Origin of the sequence: Bacillus sp. NP157 (assembly GCA_018889975.1) — a bacterium.
Taxonomy (GTDB): Bacteria; Pseudomonadota; Gammaproteobacteria; order Xanthomonadales; family Rhodanobacteraceae; genus Luteibacter.
In genome coordinates this window covers 4,230,188-4,256,552 of record CP076546.1, presented here as the reverse complement: position 1 = coordinate 4,256,552, position 26,365 = coordinate 4,230,188, and the positions used below count along the sequence as shown (strand labels likewise).

Sequence of the window (26,365 nt, the reverse complement as noted above, 5' to 3'; positions counted from 1 at the left end):
ACCCACATTCTAGCGCGGGACACCGCCGGCCGTGGTTTCATACGCTATCCCGATCCCCCGGAACCCACGTCCATGCAAGCCCCTGCCAACGCGGCGGCGCAGCCTCCGCGCGCTGCGACACCCACGGTCTATGGCGTCATCTTCGCCATCAGCTTCTGCCACCTGCTCAACGACATGATGCAGTCGCTCCTGCCGGCCATCTATCCGGGCCTGAAGAGCGACTTTCACCTCGACTTCGGCCAGGTCGGCCTGATCACGCTGACCTACCAGATCACCGCGTCGATCCTGCAGCCGCTGGTCGGCCTGTATGCGGACCGTCGCCCGACGCCGCTTGCCCTGCCCGGCGGCACGCTGTTCTCGCTGGCCGGCCTGCTGGTGCTCTCGCAGGCGCACGCCTACGGCGTCCTGTTGTTCGGCGCGGCCCTGCTCGGCATGGGTTCGTCGGTGTTCCACCCGGAGTCGTCGCGCGTGGCGCGCATGGCCTCGGGCGGCAAGCATGGCCTCGCGCAATCGCTGTTCCAGGTCGGCGGCAACGCGGGCCAGGCACTGGGCCCGCTCGCGGCGGCGCTGGTCGTGGTGCGCTGGGGCCAGTCGAGCCTGGCCTTCTTCGCCCTGCTCGCGCTGCTCTCCTGCGCGATCCTGTGGAACGTCGGCCAGTGGTACCGCCACCACGGCCTGGTCCGGCTCAAGGCCTCGCATGCGGCGCACGCCGACAGCGCACCGCCGGGTCGCGACGCCATGCGCGGCATCGCCGTGCTGCTCGCGCTGATCTTCTCGAAGTATGTGTACCTGGCCAGCCTGACCAGCTACTTCACGTTCTACCTGATCCACCGCTTCAACGTGTCGGTCGAAACCGCGCAGCTGCACCTGTTCGTCTTCCTCGGCGCGGTGGCCGTGGGCACCGTGATGGGCGGCCCCATCGGCGATCGCTTCGGCCGCAAGAAGGTCATCTGGTTCTCGATCCTCGGCACCCTGCCCTTCACCCTGCTGCTGCCCTACGCAAGCCTGTTCTGGACCGCGCCGCTGACCGTCGCCATCGGCCTGATCCTCGCCTCGGCGTTCCCGGCCATCGTGGTGTTCGCGCAGGAGCTGGTGCCGGGCAAGGTGGGGATGATCTCCGGGCTGTTCTTCGGCTTCTCGTTCGGCATGGGCGGCATCGGCGCCGCGGTGCTCGGCGAACTCGCCGATCACATCGGCATCGAAGCGGTGTACCAGCTGTGCGCGTTCCTGCCGTTGATCGGCCTGCTCGCGGCGTTCCTGCCCAATCGCCCCCGCTCCCCCCTGTAGGAGCGCGCCTGCGCGCGATGTTTTTTATCCCGCGCGCAGGCCTGGTCGATCGATGATTTTGCATCCATCGATGATTTTGCATCCATCGATGATCGAGGATCACTCCATGATCCTGGATCACTCGCCTGGACGTGGCCTTACGTTAGTTTGCTTTCGCGCGCAGGCGCGCTCCTACATGGGTTTGGGGAGGGCGTAGGCGATGACCCAGTCGCCTTGTTTGGTGCCGAGCGAGCCATGGCCGCCGGCGACGACCAGCACGTACTGTCGACCGCTTGCGTCGGCATAGCTCATCGGCGTCGCCTGTCCGCCCGCGGGCAGCCGTGCCTCCCACAGCTTGCGACCCGTGCGTACGTCGTAGGCGCGCAGGTAATTGTCCAGCGTGCCGCTGAGGAAGGTGACGCCGCCGGCCGTGGTCATCATGCCGCCGAGGCTGGGCACACCGAGCGGCATCGGGATCGGCAGTGGCGCGCTGTCGACGATCGTGCCATTGCGATGCTTCCAAAGCACCTTGCCGCTGCGCAGGTCGATGCCGGCGACGTAACCCCACGGCGGCGCCTGGCAGGGAATGCCAAGCGGCGACAGGAACGGCGACAGCTCGATGGCATAGGGGATGCCCTCGACGTTCTTGATGCCTTCGGTCTCGCTCTTCGACTCATGCACTTCCATCGTCGCGAGCTTCTCCTTGGGGATCAGCCGCGACTGGAACGCCATGTAGCTGGGGTTCGCCAGCAACAACTGCCGCGTCGGGTCTACCGAGATTCCGCCCCAGTCGAACACGCCGAAGTTACCCGGGAACACCAGCGAACCCTGCAGCGACGGCGGCGTGTACATCCCCTCGTAACGCTGCGAACGGAAACGCACGCGGCACCACAACATGTCGAACGGCGTGGTGCCCCACATGTCGGCCTCGCGCATGTCGGGCGGCGCCATGTTCATGTCGGACATCGGCTGCGTGGGCGCCGTATGGTCACCGGCGACGGCACCCTGCGGGCGGGGCACCTCGCGGATAGGCACGATCGGCGTGCCGTCGCGACGATCGAGTACGTAGAGGCTGCCCTGCTTGGTCGATGCGATCAGCGCAGGCTTCACGCCGCTGTCCGTGGTGAGGTCGACGAGGCTCGGCTGCCCGCCCACGTCCATGTCCCAGATGTCGTGGTGGGTGAACTGGTAGTTCCACTTCACCTTGCCGGTGGCGATGTCGAGCGCCACGATGCCGGCGCCGAACTTCTCCGACGTGGGCGTGCGGGTGCCGGCGAACTGGTCGGGCGTCTGGTTACCGAGCGGCAGGTAAAGCATGCCGAGGTTTTCGTCGACGCTGAAGACCGACCACATGTTTGGCGAGTTACGTGTATAGGTGCCGTCGGCCGCGATCGGCGCGGTGTCGTCGGGGCGTCCCGCATCCCAGTTCCAGACCAGGTGGCCATCGTGCACGTCGTATGCGCGGATCACCCCGCTCGGCTCGTCGGTGGATGCGTTGTCGGTGACGTGGCCGCCGATGATCACCAGGTCCCTGGTCACCGCGGGCGGCGACGTCGAGTAATACCCACCCGGCTTGAACGAGCCGATGTTCGCACGCAGGTTCACCGTGCCCTTGTCGCCGAAGTCGTCGCAGACCTGGCCATTGTCGGCGTTGATTGCGATGAGCCGCGCGTCGGCGGTCGGCAGGAACAGGCGGCGTGGGCAGGTGCCGGGCGCCAGCACGTTGGCCGGCAGCGGCGCGGTGGACGCGGGCGCGGGTGCGCCGGCAGCGGTCGTGGCCGGCGCGGGAATCACCGCCGAGGCGTAACGGGCATCGTCGTGGTACGACACGCCGCGGCAGGTCATGTGTTCCCAGTGCTTGAAACCGACCGGACTCTGGATCTTCGGGTCGTACTCCCAGCGCTTCGCGCCGGTGGCCGCGTCGACCGCGATGACCCGGCTGTGTGGGGTGCACAGGTAAACGGTGTCGCCAACCTTCAGCGGCGTGTTCTCGGCGGTGGTTTCGGTCGGGTCATCCGGGCCGGGCAGGTCGCCCGTCTGGATCTTCCACGCCACCTGGAGCTGCCCGGCGTTGTCCGGGGTGATCTGCGTGAGCGGTGAATAGCGCTGGCCATACGGCGAGCTGCCGTAGTCCGTCCAGTCGCCATCGGCGCGCGCGGCGCGGTCACCCTGCGGGCCCGACACATCGGCCATCGGCAATTCGCCCGCAAGATCTTGCACGGGGCGGACCACGGCGACGAGGCCGACGACCGCGACGATCAACAGGCCAAGGAAGAGGAAGCCGCCGCCGGTACCGCGCGCGGTATCCATGTACGGGTCGCGGCTAAGTCCACGGCGCGGCCATGGCAGCAATAGCCACAGGCCAAGCGCGAACCAGGTATCGAGGCGCGGCAGCAGTTGCCACCAGTCGAGGCCCACTTCCCAGACGGCCCAGCCAGCCGTCCCGAGCAGGAACAGCGTGTACAGCGCGATCGCGAAACGCGCCCGGAACAACAGCAGCACGGCGACCAGGAGCAACCAGCCACCGGCGACGAGGAAATACAGCGAGCCGCCATCGTTGAACAGGCGGATGCCCCCGAGCAGCATGGCCACGCCGGCCAGCGCCACGACGAACGCGGAGAACAACGTCGCCGGATGGAACCTACGTATCCTTCTCACCGGGAACCTCGCAGCCAGCGACCCACCCCAGCGCATAGACTGTGATCGCCAGCGTGAAGCCCCGGTGCAGGTTGGCTGCGCTCAGGCCGGCGGGTTTCCGGCCAGTTCGGCCTCCATGGCCTGGCGCATAAGGTACTTCTGCACCTTGCCGGTCACGGTCATCGGGAAGGTGTCGACGAAGCGCACGTAGTGCGGCACCTTGAAGTACGCGAGGTGGCGGCGACAGTAATCCTGGATGCCGGCCTCGCCCACGCTGGCGCCGTCGCGCAGGCGCACCCACGCACAGACCTGCTCGCCGAAGCGGGCATCGGCCACGCCGAACACCTGCACGTCCTGGATGTCGGGGTGTCCGTAAAGGAATTCTTCGATCTCGCGCGGATAGATGTTTTCGCCGCCGCGGATGATCATGTCCTTCAGCCGGCCGACGATGGTGCAGTAGCCGTCGTCGTCGATGACGGCAAGGTCGCCCGTATGCATCCAGCGCGCGTCGTCGAGCGCGCTGCGCGTGTTCGCTTCGTCGCCCCAGTAACCGCGCATCACCGAATAGCCGCGGGTCAGCAGTTCGCCCGTGCCGCCGCGCGGAACCACGCGGCCGCTGTCGTCGACGATCTTCACCTCTACGTGCGGATGGACGCGACCGACCGTGGACACGCGACGCTCCAGCGGATCCTCCGGCACGGTCTGGAAGCTCACCGGGCTGGTTTCGGTCATGCCATAGGCGATGGTGACTTCGGCCATGTGCATGTCGCGGACGACACGGCGCATCACCTCGATCGGGCACGGTGAGCCGGCCATGATGCCGGTGCGTAGCGAAGACAGGTCGAACTCGTGGAAGCGCGGATGTTCGAGCTCGGCGATGAACATCGTCGGCACGCCGTGCAGGCCCGTGCAGCGCTCTTCCGCAACGGTCTCCAGCGTGGCCAGCGCATCGAAACCCTCGCCGGGAATGACCATGCATGCGCCATGGGTCACGCAGGCCAGGTTGCCCAGGACCATCCCGAAGCAGTGGTAGAAGGGTACCGGGATGCACAGCCGGTCTTCCTCGGTGAGACGCATGGCTTCGCCGATGAAGAAGCCGTTGTTGACGATGTTGTGGTGGGTCAGCGTGGCGCCCTTCGGTGCGCCGGTCGTTCCCGAGGTGAACTGGATGTTGACCGGATCGTCGAACGACAAGCCCGCTTCGACCTTCGCCAGACGCGCGCGTGCCGCGTCGTCGGCGGCGATGTCCTGCCAGCGCCAGGTGCCCGCGGCCGGCGCGTCGTCGAGCAAAACGACATGGCGCAGGTCGGGCAGCGCGGCGGCACGCAGGCCTCCAGGCTGGGCATGGGCAAGCTCCGGCGCCAGGCCGGACAGGATCTCGAGGTACCGGGAGCTCTTGAACACGCGCGGGAGGATCAGCGCGCGGCAGGCGACCTTGTTCAGAGAGAAGGCAAGCTCGTGCGAGCGGTAAGCCGGGTTGATGTTGACCAGGATGAGCCCGGCCTTGGGCGCGGCGAATTGCGCGACGACCCATTCGGCCCGGTTCGGTGCCCAGATGCCGACCCGGTCGCCCGGTTCCAGGCCGAGCGCCAGCAGCCCGGCCGCCACGCGCTCCACCTCGGCGTGGAATTCGCGGTAGGTCCAGCGCACGCCCTGCTGGCGGACCACCAACGCCGGCCGTTCGGGCCAGCGCGCCACGATCCGGTCGAGCAGGCCGCCGACCGTTTCACCAAGCAGGGGCGTGGCGCTGGCGCCGTGGACGTAACTGGGGGCTGGGGCTTGCATGCGCGATCCGGCGATAAGGTCGGCCCCAGCATAACCAATGGGCGCGGTCGATCAGGCGAATTCGACCCAGCCCGCGGCCGCTGCCTTCTCGCCGAAGCGCATGTCGTGGGCCGCCGGGGCGAGCGGTGCGGGACGCTCTTCGGCCACGCCACCCTCGACGTGGAAGAACGCGACCTGCTCGCGCAAGGCCCGGGCCTGGTCCTGCATGGACTTCGCCGCGGCCGCGGCTTCTTCCACCAGTGCCGCGTTTTCCTGGGTGACCTGGTCGATCTGCGCGATGGCGATGTTGACCTGATCGACGCCGGCGGACTGCTCGGCGCTGGCCGCGGCGATCTCGGCCACGATGTCGGTCACCTTCTTCACGCTGCCGACGATGTCGCGCAACGCCGAAGCCGAACGCTCGACCAGCTGCGTGCCCGCATCGACGCGCTCGCCACTCTCGGCGATCAACGCCTTGATCTGCTTCGATGCCGCCGCGCTGGACTGGGCGAGCCGGCGCACTTCACCGGCCACCACGGCGAAGCCGCGGCCCTGTTCGCCGGCACGCGCCGCTTCGACCGCGGCGTTCAGCGCCAGCAGGTTCGTCTGGAAAGCGATCTCATCCATCATGCCGACGATGTCGGCGATCCGCCGGCTGGAATCGCCGATCTCGCGCATCGCCCCCATCGCCTGCGCCACGACGTCACCGCCCTGCTCCGCCTCGCTGCGCGCATGACGCGAAAGGCGATCGGCCGCGTTGGCGTTCTCGGCGTTCTGCTTCACCGTCGCCGTCATCTCTTCCATCGACGCGGCGGTCTCTTCGAGGCTCGAAGCCTGCTCCTGCGTGCGCTGCGACAGGTCGTCGTTGCCGCGGGCGATTTCGCCCGCCGTGGTCGACACCACGTGCGCGCCCTGCTGCACTTCCGCGACGATCGACGACAGCGTCCCGCGCATGCGCTCGAGCGCGCCGAGCAGGCTGGCCGGGGCAAAACCTGCCTCGCCTTCGGTGCGCAGGTCGCCGCCAGCGATGCGGCTGGCGATGCGCACGGCATCGCGCGGCTCGCCGCCGACACTGGCGCGGATGCTGCTCATCGAGAACCAGACCACGAACAGCGCCAGCGCGGCGACCAGGCCGGACTTGGCGAGATCCTTTTCCATCTGCAGCCGGAACGCCGCATCGATGTCGTCGAAGTATGCACCTGAAATGAAGTGCAGGTCCCACGGCTTGTACCAGGCGGAGTAGCTGATCTTGTCCTTCAGCTCCTTCGTCTTCGGGATGATCTGGGTGTAGCGGGTCAGGCCGTGGCCGCTGGCCTTGTCGGCATCGAGCATGGCCACGTAGTGATGGAAGCCGTTGCCGTCCACGTCCTCGCGGATGTTCTTGCCCACTTCATCATGGCGCAGCGGATGCATGCGCATGTCCAGCGCCGAGTCGAACGCGAACACGTAACCGGTGCCGCTATCCCAGCGCATCGCTTCGATGTCGCGCAGCGCATCCACGCGGGCCTGGACATCGCTGATCTCACCCTTCGCCGCGCGTGCGTGATACGCGTCGGCGATCGCGCTGGCCGCCGCCACGTGCTGGCCGAGCGACGATTCCAGGCCACGCATCTGCGCACCCCGGCTCTCGATTCCCGACATCACCGTCTGCCCGGCCAGGCCCAGCACGACGATCGACATCACCATCCACACGCGCGTGTTCAGCGTGGTACGTCCAAACCAGTTTGCAATTGCCGACATCTGCCCGTCACCCAAGAAAAACATCCCCGTGGGCGCTTTATCGGCAAAGGGATGACGGGCTTGATGGGAACAATGTGACGGCGATCGCGTTACCCAGCCTCAGTGCAGGGTGAGACGGTGACGACCGCTGCGCACGATCACCGGCGGACGGCCCGGCAAGCCGACTTCCGCCTCGCTGCCCACCGGCACCTGGACGTCCACGTCGATGCCATCGGGGCCTTTTTTCCAGGCGACCGAGGCTTCGCCATAGGGCGTCATCACGCTGGCCGAGGCATGGTCCAGCCACGCCGTGAGCGCAGGCCGCACGCCGATGCGACGCCAGCCGGGTGCCAGCGGCCGCAAGCCGGCCACGTCCTCGAATAGCCAGTCATCCACGGTGCCGAGGAAATAGTGGCCGCGCGAGCGCGATGCCAGTTTCCAGTGTTCCCACAGGCTGGTGGCGCCGTTCGCGCGCCAGAAACCCCAGCTGGGGAACGTGACCTGGGTGGCGATCGCCCACGCCTCGTCGGCATGCCCGGTGGCCGTCAGCACGGGGAGGATCAGCTTCGTCGCCAGCGCGCCGGTGTCGAGATGGTCGCCGCGTTCGCGCGCATCCGCAGCCACGCCAGCGGCCACGCGGGCGCGCAGGTCGTCCGGTACGAGGCCAAAACCCAGCGCAAGCAGGTTATGCGCCTGGCGATAACCGGTGTCGCCCTCGCCGCGATAGCGGGCCGCCGCGCGGTCGAGGAAGCGCGTGTTGAAGGCCTCGCGCACGCTGTCGGCCAGGCCGTCGAAGCGCGTGGCCTCGGCCGGCGTGCCGGCCAGGCGCTGCATGTCGGCCACCACGCGTTCCATCCGGTAGAGGTAGGCGGTGGCGGCGACCCTGCGATCCTCGGGCGCGTTTTCGCCTGCGGGATCGGTGGTCGGGCTGACCCAGTCGCCGAGGTCGGTGTCGGCGATGCCACCCGGCGAGCGCGCGTGCTCCATCGCGACATAGCGCGAGATGCCCCCGAGGTGTTCGTCGATGGGCGCGCGATCGCCCGCCTGCCACCACAGCGACCACGGTACCAGCACGTACGCCGCGTGCCAGGTCGGCGCGCGACCGGTGCCCCAGCCCGGGTTCGGTGCGATCAGCAGCGGTGCCCCGCTGGCCGTGCGCGTATCGGCGATGTCGCGCACCCACTTGGCCAGCAGGGGATCGGCATCGAAGTTGCGCAGGAACATGTCCGCACCGAGCATGCCGTCGCCGGTCCAGCCGTTCTTCTCGTACATCGGCGTGTCGGTGGGAATGCCATGCAGGTTGTTGAGCATGGTGTCCACGGCGGCACGGTGGATCCAGTCGAGCAGGTCGTTCGCGCTGTCGAAGCGCCCGGTGACGTCCACGTCGGTGTGCACAAGCCGGGCCTTCACCGCGTCGCGCGGGGGACGCCCCGGCCAGCCGTCCACCTGCACGTAGCGGAAGCCCTTGTAGGAGAAGCGCGGATGCCATTGGGTGCGGCCGCCCGCCAGGGTAAGCCGGTCGGTCTGGAAGCCCGCCTTGAAGTAATGGTGTTCGTCGCGCGCATCGACCGTGCCGTCCGGCAACAGCTTTTCACCGTAGCGGGCGGTGATCGTCGTGCCCGCCGGGCCGTCCACGTCGAAGCTGGCCCAGCCCGCGATCACCCGCGGAAACGCGAACACGAAGGTGCCAGGCACCGGCTCGGTGACCTCGACGGCGTCGAGCGTGCCGGTGACGCGGATCGGCTGTTCGGTCTGCGCGACGAGGCGGCCGGTGGGCGCAGGCAGTTCCGTCGCGGGCGTCCATGCCGACGGGCTCGCCGCGCGCGCGTCGTAGGTCTCGCCGCCGTACAGGTCGTCGAGCCGCGTCGGGCCGTCCGCCAGCTGCCAGCTTGCATCGGTGGGGATGCGCTCCATCCGCCCATCGGCGTAGCGGATCACCAGCACGGCGCGCAGGCGCGGCTGGCCGTGCCAAGGCGCCCGCTCCCAATGCCATACGTTCGGGTTGGTCATCCCGTAGAAGCCACGACCCAGTTCCGCGCCGAGCACATGCTCGCCCGGCGACAGCGCGAGGTCGGTGGCGACGACTTCCAGCCGCTTCGCGTAGTCGGTGAAGCCGGGCGAGAGCACGGCATCGCTTACCGGCTTGTCGTCCACCGAGAGATCGGCATAGCCGCCCGCGGCGACGTAGAGCGTGGCCCGCGCGACGCGGCCGTCCACATGGATCGTCCGGCGCAGGAGGGGGGCGGGCACGCTGGCGGCGTCGGCCTTGCCGATCCAGCGCGCACCCGCCCAACCCGCCTCGTCCAGCGCGGTCCCGAAACTATCGCTGGCATGCGCCATGCCTTCGGACGTCCGTACGTCCACCTGCCAGTCGTAGCGTTCGCCGGGCACCAGTGCGGGGCCGGCGTAAGTCACGTCGAACGACTGCGCGGAAGCGACCTCGCCGCTGTCCCAGACAGGCGCGCCGGCGTGGGTGACCCGCAGCCGGTAGCCAAGCTGCTGCGTGCCGTCCTTTTCGGCATGCACGACCCAGCCGAAGCGCGGTTTTGCCACGTCGACGTAGAGCGGGGCGGCGGTGCGCTCGACGCGCAGCCGTTCAAGCGAGGCGGCGGCACTGAGCGCGGGGAAGGTCAGCAAGGCGAGCAGCAGGATGCGTGGCAAGGCGGGGATCCGGTGGCATGGCACGAATCGTCGAGCATACCCGCACACATCCATCTAACGTCCACGGGGCTACACAAGGCACACGCAAACCCACGGAGCCATGCCATGAAGATCCCGTTTGCCGGCCTTGCCCTCGGCCTCGTCGTCGCCAGTACCGCCGCGCCCGCCATGCAGCTGGACAAGCTCTCCGGGCTGATGGGCGGCGGCGGATCGCTCAGCTCAGGCAGCGCGAGCAACGCCGCCGGCATCATCCAGTACTGCGTGAACAACAATTACCTCGGCGGCGACAGCGGCGCTTCCGGAGTCAAGGACAAGCTGCTCGGCGGCCTGGCCGGCGACCCGAATGCCGCCAACACCGACGCGGGTAGCTCCTCGGGCAGCAACCTGCTCAGCGGGCTGGGCGGCAAGTCGAAGAAGAACGCCAGCACCGCGACGACCAGCGCCGACCCCACGAAAGACAAGGGTTACCTCGACGGCGCCAAGGGCCTGCTCAAGACCGGCGATGGCAAGACCGTGAACCTGACCGGTGGCGACAGCAGCAACAGCGGCGACATGAAGGGCAAGCTCGTGCACAAGGCCTGCGATGCCGTGCTCAAGCAAGGCAAGAAGTGGGCCGGCATGTGAGATCGCGGGTCAGCTCGTGATCCGCGCGATCGCCTCGGTCAGGTCGGCCACGCCGTAGGGCTTCACGATCACCGCGGTGCGTGCATCGCGGCGAACGCCGTTGGCCGTGTGGTCGCCGGTGGCGAACAGCACGGGCAGGTCCGGGCGCGATTCGCGCATGAGCTCGGCCACTTCGACGCCACTCATGCCGGGCAGGCCGACGTCGGTGAGCAGCACGTCGATCCGTTCGGCATCGTGCACGCGCATGGCTTCGTTGCCGTCGCCTGCCTCGAACACGGTGTGGCCGCGGCTCTCCAGCATCTCGGCGATGCTCATGCGGATCAGTGCGTCGTCTTCGACCACCAGCACGCGGTAAGCGGCGGGTGCCCGTGGCGAGGGTGGCGCCGGCATCGACGGCGCCGCCGAATGGGCCGGATCGACCGGCGTCGCCGGCAGCCGCGCGGCAAGCACCTGGCGCACCTTGCGCGCCAGTGCTTCACGCGTATACGGCTTGCTCAGCAGCTCCACGCCTTCATCCAGGCGGCCGCCATGCACGATGGCGTTCTCGGTGTAGCCCGAGGTGAACAGCACGGCGATGTTCGGCTGGCGTTCAACCGCCTTGCGCGCGAGCTCCGGGCTGCGCAGCGGGCCCGGCATCACCACGTCGGTGAACAGCAGGTCCACCGCGATGCCGCTGTCGATGATCGAGAGTGCGCTCTCGGCGTCGCGCGCCTTCAGTACGCGATAGCCCAGGTCGGCCAGCATGCCGACCACGATCTCGCGGACCTGGTCGTCGTCCTCGGCCACCAGCACGGTTTCGTCGCCGCCGCGCACGCCGCCCTCGTCGAGGTCGACCAGGCGGTCTTCGCTTTGCACCGAACGGGGCAGGTAGATCTTCACCGTGGTGCCGTGGCCGGGTTCGCTGTAGATCTTCACGTGGCCGCCGGACTGCTTCACGAAGCCATAGACCATGGACAGGCCGAGGCCGGTGCCCTGCCCTTCGGGCTTGGTGGTGAAGAACGGCTCGAACACCTGGGCGAGCACGTCGGGGCTGATGCCGGTGCCCGTGTCGGTCACCGCGAGCATCACGTACTGGCCGGCCTTGAGGTCGCCATGCGACTTCGCATAGGCCTCGTCGAGCAGCGCATTGCCGGCTTCGACGGTGAGCTTGCCCGCGCCGCCCATCGCGTCACGCGCGTTGATGGCGAGGTTGAGCAGGGCATTCTCTACGTTGCCCGGGTCGACCAGCGTGTTCCACAGGCCGCCGGCGATCACCGTTTCCACTTCGATCGCTTCGCCCAGCGCCCGGCGCAACAGCTCGTCCATGTCGCGGACGAAGCGGCCGATGTTCACCACCTTGGGCGCCAGCGGCTGGCGCCGGCCGAACGCGAGCAACTGGGCCGCCAGCTTCGAGCCGCGGGCGACGCCGGCCATGGCGTTGGCGACGCGACGCTCGGCGCGTGGATTGCCGGCCACGTCGTTGACCAGCAGTTGCAGGTTGCCGCTGATGACCTGGAGCAGGTTGTTGAAGTCGTGCGCGACGCCGCCGGTGAGCTTGCCGATGGCGTCCATCTTCTGCGCCTGGCGCAGCTGGTCCTGGGTGATGTCCATCGGCGCGGCACCATCGGCGCCCAGGAACGACGGATCGCCCTGCGGCGGCCGCAGCGTCGCCAGCACCGTGCCCTCGCCAATCGCCGACTCGCGCCATGTCTCCAGTGCCACGCGCCACGTCGCACCATCCGCTGCGACCAGCTCAAGGTCACGAATGCCGCGAGCCCCGATCGTCGGCAGGACGGCTTCCAGCGCCGCACGCCCCGCCGGGTTCCAGAACGCCAGGAAGGCCCCGCTGCGCAGGCGCGCGCGTGCCCACGCGTTGGCGTAGAGGAGTTCCCCGTTCGGGGCGAGCCCGACGACGCCAAACGGCACCGCGTCGAGCGACTGGCTGATGAGGGCGTGGTCCTGCAGCGGGAACGTCGATGGCATCGAAGCTGGCGGGCCTAGGCGGATCGGGCGCAGATGGTAGCGTTCGGAGGCGTTTGGGTATGTGTAGGCCGTCTTCACGTTGGGGTGGAGCGTGCCGGGTTTGGAGTTGAGAGTACCGAGTGGAGAGCAGGGGCCATGCCAACGCGGCTCTTACCCGCAACTCTTAACCCGGTACCCGAAACGCTCTTCCCCCGCTAAGTCCTTGACCTTCCGGCCCATCCGAAATCCCCCTACATATTGTGTTGACCCCACCTACACACGCCTATATCGTGTGTCCCGCTGGTGTCTGACGGGGCGCAATCCCGCGTCGGACTTAATAGGGAATCCGGTGTGAATCCGGAACTGCCCCGCAGCGGTAAGTGGAAACGATCCCGTTCAATGCACTGGCCCCCTGGGGGCTGGGAAGCGACGGGTAGGCCTGGCGGCGACGCCCCGTCCACGAGTCCGAAGACCTGCCAGCAGCCGGGGCCTCATCGGTTCCGGTTCGTGGTGACAGCTTCCGCGGGGAGGCTCGTCGCGGATTGAAGCCCCATCGTGCGGCTTCGTCCCCGGCTTTCCCGTTTCGGCGTCCCCACAGAGACCCTCGTCCGCGGGAACGGGGTATCAGGACCATGCCCTGGGGCACGCCAATGACCACGATGGATTCCGCCGCGCGCGAGCGCACCGAGACGGCCGGCACGGCCGCCACCCCCTCCAACCCGTCCGATGCGGCACCCGCCGCCGGCTACCGCGAAGACGCCCCGCCGGCGTTCGCCCTGACCCCGCCGCACAACCCCGGCCAGATGCGCGTCACCAAGCGCAATGGCGGGCATGAGACGGTCGACGTGAACAAGATCGTGCGCGCGGTCACGCGCAGCGCCGATGGCCTGTTCGCCGTGGACCCGATGCGCGTCGCCCTGAAGACCATCGGCGGCCTGTACGACGGCGCCAGCACGCAGGAGCTCGACCAGCTGTCGATCCGCACCGCGGCGGCGCTCACCGCCGAAGAGCCGGAATACGGCCAGCTCGCCGCGCGCCTGCTGTCGGCCTTCGTCGACAAGGAAGTGAGCGGCCAGGACATCCAGTCGTTCTCGCAGTCGATCAACCTCGGCGCGGAACTGGGCATCCTCAACGATCGCCTGCGCAGCTTCGTGCAGACCAATGCGCGCAAGCTCAACGACGCGATCGATACCACCGCATCGCGCCGCTTCGAGTATTTCGGCCTGCGCACGGTGTACGACCGTTACCTGCTGCGCCATCCGACCAAGCGCCACGTGATCGAAACGCCGCAGTATTTCTTCATGCGCATCGCCTGCGCGCTCGGCGGCAACGACGTCACCGAGACGCTCGAGCTGTACCGCATGCTGTCGTCGCTGGAATACCTGGCCAGCTCGCCGACGCTGTTCAACGCCGGCACCGCGCATGAGCAGCTGTCGTCGTGCTTCCTGCTCGACTCGCCGCAGGATGACCTCGCGTCCATCTATGCCAAGTACGGCGACGTGGCCCAGTTGTCCAAGTTCGCCGGCGGCATCGGCCTGGCCTACTCGCGCATCCGTTCGCGCGGCTCGCTGATCCGCGGCACCAACGGCCATTCGAACGGTCTGGTGCCGTGGCTGAAGACGCTGGACGCCTCGGTCGCCGCGGTGAACCAGGGTGGCAAGCGCAAGGGCGCGGCCTGCGTGTACCTGGAAAGCTGGCACGCCGACATCGAAGAGTTCCTCGAGCTGCGCGAAAACACCGGTGACGACGCGCGCCGCACGCATAACCTGAACCTGGCCAACTGGGTGCCGGACCTGTTCATGCGCCGCGTGGAAACCGATGGCGACTGGTCGCTGTTCGATCCGAAGATCGTCCCGCACTTCGTCGACACCTGGGGCCCGGCCTTCGAAGCCGCCTACGACAAGGCCGAGGCCGACGGCCTGGCCGTGAAGAAGGTGAAGGCGCGCGAGCTCTATGCACGCATGCTGCGTTCGCTGGCCCAGACCGGCAACGGCTGGATGACCTTCAAGGATCGTTCGAACGCGACGAGCAACCAGACGGCCCGCCCGGAAAACGTCATCCACCTGTCGAACCTGTGCACCGAGATCCTCGAAGTGACCAACGAGGGCGAAACGGCGGTCTGCAACCTTGGTTCGGTGAACCTCGCGCGCCACGTCGTCGACGGCCAGTTCGACTTCGAGAAGCTCGGCAGCACCGTGCGCACCGCGGTGCGCCAGCTCAACCGCGTGATCGACCTGAACTTCTACCCGATCCATACGGCGAAGACGGCGAACATGAAGTGGCGTCCGGTCGGCCTCGGCGTGATGGGCCTGCAGGATGTGTTCTTCAAGCTGCGCCTGCCGTTCGATTCCGAACAGGCGCGCAAGCTTTCGACCCGGATCCAGGAAGAGATCTATTTCCACGCGCTGTCGATGTCGAACGAAATCGCCGAGCGCGACGGCGCCCACCCGGGCTTCGACGAAACCCGCGCGGCGAACGGCGAGCTGCAGTTCGACTACTGGCCGGCGGCGACGCCGACAGGCGTGGACGGCCGCTGGGCGGAGCTGCGCGAAAAGATCAAGGCGCACGGCCTGCGCAATTCGCTGGTGATCGCCATCGCGCCCACCGCGACCATCGCCTCCATCGCCGGCTGCTATGAGTGCATCGAGCCGCAGGTGTCCAATCTGTTCAAGCGCGAGACGCTCTCGGGCGACTTCCTGGTCGTCAACCGTTACCTGGTCGACGAATTGAAGACGCTGGGCCTGTGGACCGCCGACGTGCGTGACCAGATCAAGCTGGCCGAGGGTTCGGTGCAGGGCATCAACGCCATCCCGGCGATGCTGCGCGAGGTGTACCGCACCACGTGGGAGCTGCCGCAGAAGGCCCTGATCGACCTCGCCGCCGCCCGCGGCGCATACATCGACCAGAGCCAGTCGCTGAACCTGTTCATGGAAAACCCGAACATCGGCCAGCTCTCGTCCATGTACATGTACGCGTGGAAGTCCGGCATCAAGACGACCTACTACCTGCGCTCGCGCCCGGCCACCCGCATCGCCAAGACGACGGTGACCGCCGCCGCTGCCGCGCCGGTACCCGCCGCCCCCGTCGCCGATGCCCAGGAACAGGCCGAAGCCGCGGTGTTCTGCTCGCTCGAGAACCCCGAGTACTGCGAAGCCTGCCAGTAAGAGCGGGGACGGGGGAATGGGAAATGGGGGCGCGTGGATGCGTCCCGAGGGGGCCAGCTACGCCACATGCGGAGCGCCCCCACTTCCCACCTCCCGCCTCCCCAAACATCACAGAAATTTGCGAGGCTCCAACATGTCCGCTTCTCCCGTCACCCGCGATACCCACATCCTCGACCCGGGCTTCGAGCTCACCCTGCGGCCGATGAAGTATCCGCAGTTCTACGAGATGTATCGCGCTGCGATCCGCAACACCTGGACCGTGGAAGAGGTGGACTTCTCGCTGGACACCAGCGACCTGAAGTCGAAGATGTCGGATGCCGATCGCCACCTGATCCATCGCCTGGTGGCGTTCTTCGCCACCGGCGACACCATCGTGTCGAACAACCTGGTGCTCAACCTGTACCAGCACGTGAATTCGCCCGAGGCGCGCATGTTCCTCTCGCGCCAGCTGTACGAAGAGGCACTGCACGTGCAGTTCTACCTCACGCTGCTGGATACCTACATCCCCGAGCCGAGCGAGCGCAACAAGGCCTTCGCCGCGATCGAGAGCATCCCGTCGATCCGCCAGAAGGGCGAGTTCTGCTTCAAGTGGATCGACTCGATCCAGGACCTCAACCGCCTGGAAACCCGCGAGCATCGCCGCCAGTTCCTGCTCAACCTGATCTGCTTCGCCGCGTGCATCGAAGGCCTGTTCTTCTTCGCCGCGTTCGCCTACGTGTATTACCTGCGTTCGCGCGGCCTGCTGCACGGCCTGGCCTCGGGCACCAACTGGGTGTTCCGCGACGAGTCCGGCCACATGGCGTTCGCCTTCGAAGTGGTCCGCACCGTGCGCGAGCAGGAACCCGACCTGTTCGACGACCAGATGCGCCAGGAAGTGGAAGCCATGCTGGAAGACGCGATCGCCTGCGAAACCCAGTTCGCTGCCGACGTGCTCTCGGGCGGCGTGGCCGGCCTGTCGGTGAACGACATGCGCCAGTACCTCGAATACTGCGCCGACCAGCGCCTGGTCCAGCTCGACATGCCGAAGAAGTACGGCGCAAAGAACCCGTTCGATTTCATGGACTTGCAGGACGTCCAGGAGCTCACCAACTTCTTCGAACGGCGGGTGTCGTCCTACCAGGTCGGCGTCCAGGGCGAAGTCGCCTTCGACCAGTCCTTCTAAGGCCCCATCGCCCCCATGTAGGAGCGCGCCTGCGCGCGATTACCCAGGCGCGATATCCTCCCGGGCGACAGCCATCCGGGCAGCCCACATCGCGCGCAGGCGCGCTCCTACAGGGGCGCGCAGCGCGGATTGCTGCAATGCAGTAAAATGGAGCGATCATGACCAAGCAGCCCACCATGCTCCCCATTGCCCGCCCGACCGAGGCCCGTGTCCTCGAGATCGTGTTCCCGGACCACACCAACCACCTGGGCACCCTGTTCGGTGGCCAGGCGCTGGCATGGATGGACAAGGCCGCCTTCCTCGCGGCCTCGCGTTACTCGCGGAAGATCGTCGTCACCGCGCGTTCCGAGCAGGTGGATTTCCACGTCCCGGTGCGCAAGGGCCAGATGGTCGAGCTGATCGCCATCGTCGTCTCGGTGGGCCGCACCTCGATGAACGTCGACGTGGCGATGTATACCGAAGACCTCATCACCGGCGAGCGCGAGCTTTGCACCCGCGGCACGTTCGTCATGATCGCGCTGGACGAGAACCACAAGCCCACCGCCGTCGAATCGCTGCCGAACGCCGGCTGATACCAGCGCCAGCGCTAGCAGCTGGCGCCTAGCGGCCCAGCTTGCGATAGATGGTGCTGCGCGCGACACCGAGCTTGCGCGCCGCCGCCGCGACATTCCCGCCACATTGCACGAGTGCCTCGTCGATGGCCTGCTGCTCAATGCTGTCCAGGCTACCGGGTGCGACACCCTCGCTGCGCGGCACCGCCGTGCGCAGCTCCGGCGGCAGGTCGGCCAGGCCGAGGGTTGCCCCGCCGTCCGCGAGGGCCATCATGCCGCGCAGCGTGCCGACCAGCTGGCGCAGGTTACCGGGCCAGGCCAGCGCAGCCATGTGCGTCACCAGCTCCGGCGCCAGCCGCTGGCCCGCCGCGTCCCCACCGATCGCGATCCACATCGCGCGAACCGTGTCCGCCACGGCGGCGTGCTCGCGCAGCGCCGGCAGGTGCATCGTGGCCTGGGCGATGCGGTAATAAAGATCCGCACGGAACGTACCGGCCGCCACGGCGGCGGTCAGGTCCTGGTGGGTGGCGGCGACCACCGCGATGTCGACCATGCATGGGCGACCGCCGCCGAGCGGCACCACCTCGCGTTCCTGCAGCACGCGCAGGAGCCGGCTTTGCAGGCCGAGCGGCATGTCGCCCAGCTCGTCGAGGAACAGCACGCCACCATCCGCATCGCGTAGCAGGCCCGCGGCGCCCTCCTTGCGCGCCCCGGTGAACGCACCGGGCGCATAACCGAACAGTTCGGCTTCGATCAGGCTCTCCGGCAGCGCCGCGCAGTTCACCGCCACGAACGGACCGGACGCACGCTCGCTGCGCCGATGCAGCTCACGCGCCACGCGCTCCTTGCCCGTGCCCGTCTCGCCTTGCAACAGGAGCGGCACGTCGGTGTCGAGCAGGCGCACGTAGCGCTCGATGGCGCGCGCGATCTCCGGCGCGAACACCGACACATCGGAGCGGGTGGGTCGCGCACGCGGCGCGACACGCGGCGGACCGACCACGGTACGGGTGGTGTCGCGGCGTGCGTGCAACCAGTCACCGCCGTGCCCGCGCAAGGCGCCGGTGTCGCCCGGCCGCGGCAACGCCGAGGCGAACAGTTCGTCGTAACGCGTGCGGCCCAGCTCGCCCCAGTCCAGCCCGAGCAGGCGCAGGGCCTGCCGGTTGGCCGCGACGAGCTTGTGGTTTTCGAACACCACCATGCCCTCGCGTGACGTCCCCAACAACGCGGGATTCTGCTCGAAGCGGACGATCTCCGCGCCAGCGAACTTGCGTTCGAACAGGCGATGCTCGATCTGCTCCACGGCCATCTGCACCATGCCCAGGGCATGCAGGTGATGCACGGACGCCTCGCCCGACAGGTCGAGGACGCCCACGACCTGGCCACGCGGGCAGAAGATCGGCGAGGCCGAACAGCTCAGCATCCCGTGCGGCCGATAGAAGTGCTCGGCACCGCGCACTTCCACGGCGCGACGCTCGACGATCGCCGTGCCGATCGCGTTCGTGCCGATCGCCTGCTCGCTCCACGGCACGCCCGGCTTCAGCGCGACACGCGCCGCCTTGGCCAGGAACTCGGCGCTGCCCAGCGCGTCCAGGATCAGCCCATCGGCCGTGGTCAGGATCACGATGCTGCCGGCCTGGCTCGCGCTGGCGTAAAGCGACTCCAGTTCGGGGCGACAGATCCGGCGCAGCTCCTCGTTGGTCTCGTGCAGCTCGTTCAGCGCCACCTGTTCCATCGGCGCGACCACCGGCCGCGCGGCGGCATCCAGCCCACCGGCCGTGCAGCGGCGCCACGACGCAAGGATGTTCTCCGGCACCAGCCCGTGCGGCGCCTGCCCGGCATCGAAGAAGCGGCGGCGAGCCATCGATATGGATTCGGCGGTGACGATGTGGCGCATGGCTAACCCCTCGGTGGATGTGTCGCAATTTGCGACACCTGGCGCGTGGCCTGTCCCGATTCAGAGCACGTTCGCCGGGCGGCCGCAAGACGACGTTCGCCGAGCCGGGTGCTGCGTTGCAGCGATTTGGACAAAGGGGCGTGCAGCACCGGGTGCGGCAGTGCGGCAACGTGCGCGTGAAGGCCCGCGATGGCATGGGCCCTGCTCCTGATCAGGTACCTGATCCAACGCCACCGGAGCACCACCCATGACCAGACTCGAACAGCAGCACCTTGCCGTGCAGGTTCCCTTCAAGCAGCGCTACGGCAACTTCATCGGCGGCCAGTGGGTGGCTCCGAAGAGCGGCCAGTATTTCGAGAACGTCACCCCGATCACGGGCAAGGCGTTCTGCGAGATCCCGCGCTCCGACGCCGCCGACATCGACGCCGCGCTGGATGCCGCGCATGCCGCGAAGGACGGCTGGGCCCGCACCTCGGTCGCCGCGCGCGCACGCATCCTCAACCTCATCGCCGACCGGATGGAGCAGAACCTCGAGCTGCTCGCCCATGCGGAAACCTGGGACAACGGCAAGCCGATCCGCGAGACGCTGGCCGCCGACGTGCCGCTGGCGATCGACCACTTCCGCTACTTCGCCGGTTGCATCCGCGCCCAGGAAGGCTCGATCGGCGAAATCGACGACGACACCGTCGCCTATCAGTTCCACGAGCCGCTGGGCGTCGTCGGCCAGATCATCCCGTGGAATTTCCCGCTGCTGATGGCCGCGTGGAAGATGGCGCCGGCGCTGGCCGCCGGTAACTGCATCGTGCTCAAGCCCGCCGAACAGACCCCGGCCAGCATCCTGGTCTGGGCCGAACTGATCGGCGACCTGCTGCCGCCGGGCGTGCTCAACATCGTCAACGGCTTCGGCCTCGAAGCCGGCAAGCCGCTGGCGTCGTCCAACCGGATCGCCAAGATCGCCTTCACCGGCGAGACCACCACCGGCCGGCTGATCATGCAGTACGCCAGCCAGAACCTGATCCCGGTGACGCTGGAGCTTGGCGGCAAGTCGCCGAACATCTTCTTCGCCGACGTGGCGGCGGAAGACGACGACTTCTTCGACAAGGCGATCGAAGGCTTCGTGATGTTCGCGCTGAACCAGGGCGAGGTCTGCACCTGCCCGAGCCGCGCACTGATCCACGAATCCATCTACGACCGTTTCATGGAGCGCGCCCTGCAGCGCGTGAAGGCGATCAAGGCGGGCAACCCCCTCGATCCGTCGACGATGATCGGCGCGCAGGCATCGGGCGAGCAGATGGAAAAGATCCTGTCGTATATCGACATCGGCCGGCAGGAAGGCGCCGAGGTGTTGATCGGCGGCGCGCGCAACGAGCTCCCGGGCGAACTGGCCCAGGGCTATTACGTGCAGCCCACCGTCTTCAAGGGACACAACCGCATGCGCGTGTTCCAGGAAGAAATCTTCGGCCCAGTGGTTTCCGTCACCACGTTCAAGACCGACGAAGAAGCCCTGTCGATCGCCAACGACACGCTTTACGGCCTTGGCGCGGGCGTGTGGACGCGCGACGGCACGCGCGCCTATCGCTTCGGCCGCGAGATCAAGGCCGGTCGCGTGTGGACCAACTGCTATCACGCCTACCCCGCACACGCGGCCTTCGGCGGTTACAAGCAGAGCGGCATCGGCCGTGAAACGCATCGGATGATGCTCGACCACTACCAGCAGACCAAGAACCTGCTGGTCAGCTACGCACCGAAGAAGCTTGGATTCTTCTGAGCATGCACATCGCGGTGAGGGTGGGCACCGTGATCGGCCTGGCGGTGGTGGCGGCGAAGGCCGCCGCCATCGAGGCCACGCCGTCGACGCCGTCGACCGGGTCGACCACGTTGCCGACGGTGACCGTGGTCGCCGTGGCACCGGGCATCTTCGAAGCGAAAGACATGGCAGGCGTGCCGTATGACGCACGCAGCCTGGACCGGCACGCGCTGGACCCCGCCCGGTCGACGGGGCTGGCCGACGCACTGGAGAAGGGCATCCCCGGCGTCACGCTGAATGCCGTGCAAGGCAACCCGTGGCAGCCCGACCTGCAATACCGCGGCTTCACCGCCTCGCCCCTGCTCGGCACGCCGCAGGGGCTGGCGATCTACCAGGACGGCGTGCGCGTGAACGAGGTATTCGGCGACACCATGAACTGGGACCTGATCCCCGCGCGGGCCATCGACACCGCCGCCATCGGCGCCGGCGATGCGCCGCTGTTCGGCCAGAACGCGCTGGGTGGTGCGATCGCGCTGCGGACCCGGACCGGTTTCAGCGCGCCGGGCACACGCATCGGCTACGAGACCGGTTCGTTCGGCCGCGACACCAGCTTCGTGGAGAGCGGCGGTAACGACGGACGGCTCGGCTACTACGTCCTGGCGGACCGCCTTTACGAGAAAGGCTGGCGTGACGAGTCGCCATCGCACGCCCGGCACGAGGTGGGCGTGTTCAGTTTCCGCGGTGCACGCCTCGACCTCGACCTGCACCTGGCCCACGCCGACACCGACCTCACCGGCAATGGCGCATCGCCCGTGCAGCTGCTGGACGAGCGGCGCAAGGCGATCTTCACCGCGCCGGATGAAACGCAGAACCGCCTCGCGCAGGCCAGCCTGGATGGCAGCTTCCGCTTCAGCGACGACATGAGCCTGGACGGCACCGTTTATTCGCGCAACGTTCGCACCCGTTCTTACAACGGCGACACCTCCGAATACGAAGCCTGCGACGCCGATGCATCGATCCTTTGCGAGGACGACAGCGACGACCCCGTGCGCGACGAGCAGGGGCACCCGGTGTCGTCCGGCTACGACGCGATCGGCAACGTGGGCGTGCGGCGGCAGCGGGCACGCGGCGCGAACCTGGTGTTCCGTGCCACCCAACCCCTGCTGGGCCAGGACAACCTGTTCCTCGCCGGCGTGGAGGTCCGCCGCGGCGACGTCGGCTACGTCGCGAGCCAGCTGCTCGGTACGCTGGACGAGCGTCGCTACGTCGAAGCCGATGGACCGCAAGTGGTCGACGGCGACGTGGACGCGGTAACCCGGACCACCGATCGCGGCCTTTTCGTCAGCGACAGCCTGCACATCGGCACGGCATGGGTCCTCGACGTGGCAGGCCGCTTCAACCACACGCGCGTCCGCATCGCCGACCGCAGTGGCGAAAATCCCGATCTCGACGGCAACCACGCCTACAGCCGGTTCAATCCGTCGGTCGGCCTGGCGTGGACGCCGCGCGACGGCCTCTCCGCGTACGCCGGTTACAGCGAGAGCACCCGTGCGCCGACGCCGGTCGAGCTGACCTGCGCGGACGAAGACGCGCCGTGCAAGCTGCCGAACGACTTCGTTTCCGACCCGCCGCTGAAGCAGGTGGTCGCGCGTTCCGTCGAGGCCGGCCTGCGTGGCGCCGGCGACGGCTGGCGCTGGGACGCGGGCGTGTTCCGTAGCACCAGCGCGCACGACATCGTGTTCCAGACGACGGGTGGCAGCCTCTCCAACGAGGGCTTCTTCGCCAACGTCGGCGATACCCGGCGCGAGGGCGCGCAAGCCTCGCTGGCCGGCACCTTGGGTGCGTTCGACTGGCATGCCAGCTGGCAGTACCTGCGCGCGCGGTTCCTCAGCCCCTTCGACGAAGTCAGCGCCAACCATCCGGATGCCGACGACGACGGCGTCGTGCACGTACGCCGCGGCGACAGCATCCCCGGCCTGCCCCGGCAGACGCTCAAGGCCGGCATCGACTGGCGCGCGACCGACGCCGTACGCATTGGCGTCGACGGCCGTTACGCCGGTGGCCAGTACCTGCGCGGCGACGAGATCAATGCACTGGGTCGCACCGGCGGCTATGCCGTGTTCGGCATGGATGCCGCGTGGCAGGTGAACGCACACGTCACCGTGTCGGCCCGCGTCGACAACCTCTTCGATCGTCGCTACGCGACGGTCGGTGTCCTGGGCGATCCGTCCGGCGTCTTCGCCGGCATGGACGATCCCCGCTTCCTTGGCCCCGGCGCGCCTCGCGCCGGCTGGCTGTCACTCACCCTGCAACTCTAGTCCCACGCTACAGGAGCCATGCCATGTCGCCCATGCGAAACAGACAACTTGCCGCACTGCTTGCGTCCCTCGTCGCCACGGCCTCCGCCGTCGCCGCGTCGGGCGACTACCAGCCGGTAACGGACGCCCGGCTGAAGAACGCCGCCCAGGACGATGGCTGGCTCATGTACCGCCGCGACTACGGCAGTTCAGGCTTCGCACCGTTCGATGCCATCAACACCGGCAACGTCACCAGCCTCAAGCCGGCCTGGGATTACAAGACCGGCTTCGACATGGGCCACGAGGCCCCACCGATCGTCAACGGCGACTTCCTCTTCATCACCACGCCGAAGAACCAGTTGCTCGCCTTCCAGGCGTCCACCGGCAAGCTGTTGTGGAAGTACGAACACGACCTGTCGAACACCGGGCTGAAGACCATCTGCTGCGACGTGGTGAACCGCGGCGTGGCGCTCTACGAAGACAAGGTCTACATGGCCACGCTGGATAACCGCGTGGTGGCGCTGGACGCGAAGACCGGCAAGGTCGCGTGGAACGTGGAACTGAGCGCGCCCGATGTCGGCTATGCGATGACGCTGGCCCCGCTGGTGGTCAAGGGCAAGGTGATCGTCGGTGTTTCCGGCGGTGAGTATGGCGCGCGCGGTTACGTCGAAGCGCTGGATGCGAAGACCGGCAAGCAGGTGTGGAAGCAGCACACCGTCCCGGCGCCGAACGAACCGGGCGGCGATACCTGGCCCGAAGGCGCGTACAAGACCGGCGGCGGTGCCACCTGGCTGACCGGCAGCTACGACGCCGAGACCGACACCTTGTTCTGGGGCGTCGGCAATCCCGGCCCCTGGCTGGCCACGCTGCGCCCGGGTGACAACCTGTACACCGACTCGGTGATCGCAATGAATCCCGGCAGCGGCAAGATCAAGTGGCACTACCAGTACACGCCGAACGACAGCTGGGACTACGACGGCACGAATGAAATCGTGCTCACCGACATCGACTACAAGGGAACGAAGCACAAGGCGCTGGTCACCGCGAGCCGCAATGGCTGGTTCTACGCGATCGACCGCAACGACGGCAAGCTGATCTACGCCGAGAAGTTCGCCCACGCCACGTCGGTGTCGGGTTTCAAGGATGGCAAGCCGCAGACCGACCCGGCGATGCGACCCACCGTCGACAAGGAAGTGTTCACCTGCCCCAGCTTCCTCGGTGGCAAGAACTGGTGGCCCATCTCCGTGGACCCGCAGACCCATCTCGCGTACGTGCCGACCCTGCACACCTGCATGACCATGAAGGGTGCGACGGTGAGCTACAAGGCCGGCCTGCCGTTCCTGGGCGAAACCTTCAAGGTCGTCGCGGACCCTGAAAACAAGGACACCTGGGGTTCCGTGCAGGCGATCGACGTGAACACCGGCAAGCAGGCGTGGCGCCATCCGTCGGCGCTGCCGTGGAACGGCGGCATGCTCAGCACCGCGGGCGGCCTGGTGTTCTCCGGATCGGCCGACGGCTATCTCTACGCGTTCGACGCAAAGACCGGCAAGGTGCTGTGGAAGAGCCCGCAGATGACCTCCGGCGTGCTCGGCGTGCCCAGCACGTGGCGCGTCGGCGGCAAGCAATACGTCGCGGTGTATGCCGGCTGGGGCGGCGGCGTGCCGATCTGGGGCGGTGACATGGCGAAGGATCCGCGCGTGCGCAACATCCCGCTCGGCGGCCATCTCTACGTGTTCTCGCTGTAAGGAGGCGACGCATGAAAATTCGATACCTGGTCGCGCTCGCGGCCACCCTGCCCTTCGTCGTCATCGCCGCACGCGCAGCGGACCTCACGGTCTGCGTGGATCGCGCCAGCCCGCTTGCCCATGCCGACGTCGGCGTGGCGCAGGCCGTGGGCGCGCACGACCACGCCCGGGCGAAGATCCACTACTTCGATGGAAGCGGGGACGACGACGGTTTCGACCTGAAGGAGTTCAACGCGCTGGCGAAGTCCTCCTGTGACCTCGTGCTCGGCTTCCCGGTCGATGCCGACGCGCCGGGCGTGCCCGAAGGCCTGAAGGCCACCCAGGCCTATGGGCACACGGGTTTCCTGCTAGTGCTGCCCGCGGCGGACAAGGCCACCTCGCTGGCCAGCGTCGGCAAGGGCACGCGCATCGCGGTGACCTACCAGACCACGCCGAACCTGTACTTCGCCGACCATCCCGGCCTGGTCGCCGACGTGCACCTCACCGACGACGATGGGCTGAAAGCCCTGGCCGACGGCAAGGTGGGCGCGGCCATGGTGTGGGGACCCACGGTCGCCGGCTTCCTCAAGAAGCAGGCCGGACGCTTCCGTACCGTCGAACTCACCGAGCCGCATGCACGCTTCGACCTCGTCGCGTTGTACGACGACGCCCACGCCGCTGCCGCACGCCAGTTCGAAAGCGCGGTCGCGGCATTGCGCGCCGACGGCAGCATGGCCAGGCTGCTCGCCCCCGTGGCGATGGCCGCCTCGGCACGACCGGATCGCCGCAACGCCTTGTGGCGGCGCCCCGGCGAGCCTACGGGCCTGGCCTGTGCGGCGGCAAAGAAGGACACCGCCGCGGCGCCAGCGCTCTACACCACGGCACAGGCCGATTCGGGCGCGACGAAGTATTCCGACAACTGCGCGCAGTGCCATGGTCCGACCCTGGAAGGTCGCGCCGGACCCGCGCTGAAGGGACCGCACTTCGCCAATCCGCAGGCCAACTTCCACGTCGGCGACATCTTCACCATCGTCTCGCAGAACATGCCGGCGACCCAGCCGGCCAGCCTGCCACAGGACGACTACGTGGAAATCATGGCCTTCCTGCTGCGCGAGAACGGCTACCCGCCGGGCAGCACCAAGCTCACCTTCGACGAAGCGAAGCAGTCGAAGGTACCGCTGACGTCCAACGCCCACTGACTGCCCACTGACCCC

Annotated in this window: 15 protein-coding genes and 1 riboswitch; of the genes, 9 read left to right on the top strand and 6 right to left on the bottom strand. The window is 67.7% G+C overall.

All coding sequences use genetic code 11. From position 1 onward, the window contains the following. Positions 1–72: 72 nt before the first annotated feature. Positions 73–1,287: an MFS transporter gene (locus KPL74_19245; GenBank protein ID QWT19869.1), complete on the top strand. Its 1,215-nt coding sequence runs from the start codon at positions 73–75 to the stop codon at positions 1,285–1,287. A 171-nt stretch (positions 1,288–1,458) separates the two neighbouring features. Here the strand turns inward: KPL74_19245 and KPL74_19240 are convergent, their stop codons facing one another. The 4 genes from KPL74_19240 to KPL74_19225 form a co-directional block, all read right to left on the bottom strand. Then, positions 1,459–3,924, bottom strand: a complete 2,466-nt coding sequence (locus KPL74_19240; GenBank protein ID QWT19868.1) for a membrane-bound PQQ-dependent dehydrogenase, glucose/quinate/shikimate family — start codon at positions 3,922–3,924, stop codon at positions 1,459–1,461. Between the two features lie 81 nt (positions 3,925–4,005). Beyond that, positions 4,006–5,688 carry an AMP-binding protein gene (locus KPL74_19235; protein QWT19867.1) on the bottom strand — a complete coding sequence of 561 codons (1,683 nt, stop codon included), beginning with the start codon at positions 5,686–5,688 and terminating at the stop codon, positions 4,006–4,008. A 51-nt stretch (positions 5,689–5,739) separates the two neighbouring features. Continuing rightward, positions 5,740–7,407: a cache domain-containing protein gene (locus KPL74_19230; GenBank protein QWT19866.1), complete on the bottom strand. Its 1,668-nt coding sequence runs from the start codon at positions 7,405–7,407 to the stop codon at positions 5,740–5,742. A 99-nt stretch (positions 7,408–7,506) separates the two neighbouring features. Further along, positions 7,507–10,047, bottom strand: coding sequence for a glycoside hydrolase family 78 protein (locus tag KPL74_19225; protein ID QWT19865.1), 2,541 nt, complete (start codon positions 10,045–10,047; stop codon positions 7,507–7,509). Positions 10,048–10,152: 105 nt separating this feature from the next. On the opposite strand from KPL74_19225, the gene KPL74_19220 reads away from it, so the two are divergent. Beyond that, positions 10,153–10,671 carry a DUF2501 domain-containing protein gene (locus tag KPL74_19220; GenBank protein ID QWT19864.1) on the top strand — a complete coding sequence of 173 codons (519 nt, stop codon included), beginning with the start codon at positions 10,153–10,155 and terminating at the stop codon, positions 10,669–10,671. Positions 10,672–10,680: 9 nt separating this feature from the next. Here KPL74_19220 and KPL74_19215 read toward each other — a convergent pair whose 3' ends face one another. Continuing rightward, the gene (locus KPL74_19215) at positions 10,681–12,633 is read right to left on the bottom strand and encodes a response regulator (protein QWT19863.1); all 1,953 of its coding nucleotides are present in this window, start codon (positions 12,631–12,633) and stop codon (positions 10,681–10,683) included. A 263-nt stretch (positions 12,634–12,896) separates the two neighbouring features. Beyond that, positions 12,897–13,108: riboswitch (cobalamin riboswitch) on the top strand. A gap of 154 nt (positions 13,109–13,262) precedes the next feature. Between KPL74_19215 and KPL74_19210 the strand changes: the two genes are divergently transcribed. The 3 genes from KPL74_19210 (at position 13,263) to KPL74_19200 (ending at position 17,510) form a co-directional block, all read left to right on the top strand. Continuing rightward, positions 13,263–15,776 (top strand): ribonucleoside-diphosphate reductase subunit alpha, encoded by a 2,514-nt coding sequence (locus tag KPL74_19210; GenBank protein ID QWT19862.1) that lies wholly within the window; start codon positions 13,263–13,265, stop codon positions 15,774–15,776. A gap of 133 nt (positions 15,777–15,909) precedes the next feature. Then, complete coding sequence (locus KPL74_19205) at positions 15,910–16,938, top strand: ribonucleotide-diphosphate reductase subunit beta (protein ID QWT19861.1); 1,029 nt, start codon at positions 15,910–15,912, stop codon at positions 16,936–16,938. A gap of 158 nt (positions 16,939–17,096) precedes the next feature. Beyond that, a complete protein-coding gene (locus KPL74_19200; protein QWT19860.1) occupies positions 17,097–17,510 on the top strand; it encodes an acyl-CoA thioesterase in 414 nt (137 codons plus the stop codon). Positions 17,511–17,538: 28 nt separating this feature from the next. On the opposite strand, the gene KPL74_19195 is transcribed toward KPL74_19200, so the two are convergent. Continuing rightward, positions 17,539–19,383 carry a sigma-54-dependent Fis family transcriptional regulator gene (locus KPL74_19195; protein QWT19859.1) on the bottom strand — a complete coding sequence of 615 codons (1,845 nt, stop codon included), beginning with the start codon at positions 19,381–19,383 and terminating at the stop codon, positions 17,539–17,541. Positions 19,384–19,630: 247 nt separating this feature from the next. On the opposite strand from KPL74_19195, the gene KPL74_19190 reads away from it, so the two are divergent. Genes KPL74_19190 through KPL74_19175 form a run of 4 tightly spaced genes read left to right on the top strand, consistent with a single transcriptional unit; the run spans position 19,631 to position 26,350 of the window. After that, the gene (locus tag KPL74_19190; protein ID QWT19858.1) at positions 19,631–21,151 is read left to right on the top strand and encodes an aldehyde dehydrogenase family protein; all 1,521 of its coding nucleotides are present in this window, start codon (positions 19,631–19,633) and stop codon (positions 21,149–21,151) included. Between the two features lie 2 nt (positions 21,152–21,153). Further along, on the top strand, positions 21,154–23,448 hold the full coding sequence (locus KPL74_19185) for a TonB-dependent receptor (GenBank protein QWT19857.1): 2,295 nt from the start codon (positions 21,154–21,156) through the stop codon (positions 23,446–23,448). 23 nt (positions 23,449–23,471) lie between these two features. Further along, on the top strand, positions 23,472–25,172 hold the full coding sequence (locus KPL74_19180) for a methanol/ethanol family PQQ-dependent dehydrogenase (GenBank protein ID QWT19856.1): 1,701 nt from the start codon (positions 23,472–23,474) through the stop codon (positions 25,170–25,172). Between the two features lie 11 nt (positions 25,173–25,183). Continuing rightward, positions 25,184–26,350, top strand: coding sequence for a c-type cytochrome (locus tag KPL74_19175; protein ID QWT19855.1), 1,167 nt, complete (start codon positions 25,184–25,186; stop codon positions 26,348–26,350). The last annotated feature ends 15 nt before the right edge of the window (positions 26,351–26,365 follow it).